General features: G+C 65.2%; 1 protein-coding gene. It reads left to right on the top strand.

The genetic code is table 11. The annotated features are described in order from the left end of the window. Positions 1-244: 244 nt before the first annotated feature. Positions 245-1631, top strand: a 1387-nt coding sequence (gene tnpC / locus WAN02_RS06660) for an IS66 family transposase (protein ID WP_422263375.1), incomplete at its 3' end; no start/stop codon positions are given.

Genomic DNA, 1631 nt, shown 5'->3' with positions numbered 1-1631 from the left:
GAGCGACATTCCGCCATTAGCCGTCGAAAACGAGGCACCTGCGCCAGGGCCCACAGCTCGGATTCGGTTAGGTAAGGCTCACTCCTCAGAAACCCGTCCAGTTCGATGTCGGTTGAGAGGAACCCGTACGCAAACGCCGAGAAACTCCAATCTCGTCCGTCGGTCGACGAACTCCATATGTAATTGTTTACCGCGTGCCTCTGCCGGCGTGGGCTGCTAGCGGAGTTTTGGGCGTAGAAAGGTCATGGACGACGATCTTGATGCCCCGCTCAGGCGACCAACCTACAACGAATTGTTGGAGGAGAACGCCCGACTCAAAAAGCGGGTGGTCGAGCTTGAGCGGCAAGTTGAGCGGTTGACGGGCCAGGTCGCGGAGTTGCTGCGGCTGATCGAGAAACTGCGCGGCGAAGGCAAACGTCAGGCTGCGCCGTTTCGCAAGCAAGACCAGCCAGGGGCCGAACCGAAGAAGCCCGGCCGCAAGTCGGGCAGGCGGCATGGACCGCACGCCCACCGTAGCGTGCCGCCACGGATCGACGAGGTCTACCAGGCGCCGCTGCCGGCGAAATGCCCGCATTGCCATGCTCGGCGGTTGAAAAAGACCGGCGTCGTCAGGCAGTTTCAAACGGAAATTCCGCGGCGGGTGATCTATCGCCGCTTCGACGTTGAGCGCGGGTTGTGCCAAAACTGCGGCCAGGCGGTCGTCGGCCGGCACGCTCTGATGACCAGCACGGCAACCGGCGCGGCGGCCAGCCAGTTCGGACCGAACGTGCATGCGTTGCTGACCGTGATGAACAAAGAGTGCGGCCTGTCGCACGGCAAGTGCGTGAAGCTGTTGGCCACGACGTTCGAGGGGATGAAGATTTCGCGCGGTGCCAGTGCCCGCTCGACGGCCCGCACGGCGCGGCGTTGCGAGCCGGCTTACGCCGAGGTTCGCCGCGACGTGCGATCTTCGCGTCAGGTAGTGCCTGACGAGACCGGCTGGCGGGTCGGCGGCCGCAATGCCTGGCTGCACGACTTCGTCAGCCAACACGCGACGTGCTACGTGATCGATCCGACCCGTAGCGGCCAGCCCGCCGAGCGACTCTTGGGGCGTGATTGGGCCGGCACACTGGTCCACGACGGCTGGAGCGTTTACGACCGCTTCACCGCGGCGGCTCACCAGCAATGCCTGGCACATCTGGTGCGACGCTGCCGCGGCTTGCTCGAAACAGCCCGTGGCGCGGCGGCCGGTTTGCCGCAGGGCGTGCTCGCGCTGGTCGAAGAGGCGTATGCCCTGCGGCGGCTGTGGCGCGGACACCGCCTCGACCGCGATCGCTTGGCCGAGGCGGGACTGGTGCTCAGTCGAGAACTGGACGACTTGGCGTCGGGCCGATTCCACTCGTTGGCGAATCGGCGTTTGGCAGCCCATCTGCGAGCCCATGCCCTGGCTTGGTTCTGGTTCCTGATCGATCCCACGATCGACTCCACGAATTATCGCGCGGAGCAGGCGCTGCGACCCGCCGTGGTGAATCGCAAAGTGTGGGGCGGCAACCGGACCTGGGCCGGCGCGCAGGCTCAAGCCATCCTGATGAGCGTGCTGCGAACCTGTGCCCAACGCCTCGCTCCCGGCTTCGACTTTCTGGTGAACGCCC

It is taken from the genome of Mycobacterium sp. (assembly GCF_049281135.1).
Taxonomy (GTDB): domain Bacteria; phylum Actinomycetota; class Actinomycetes; order Mycobacteriales; family Mycobacteriaceae; genus Mycobacterium.
The sequence above is the reverse complement of the archived record's forward strand: the minus strand, read 5'-3'. Positions and strand labels throughout refer to the sequence as shown.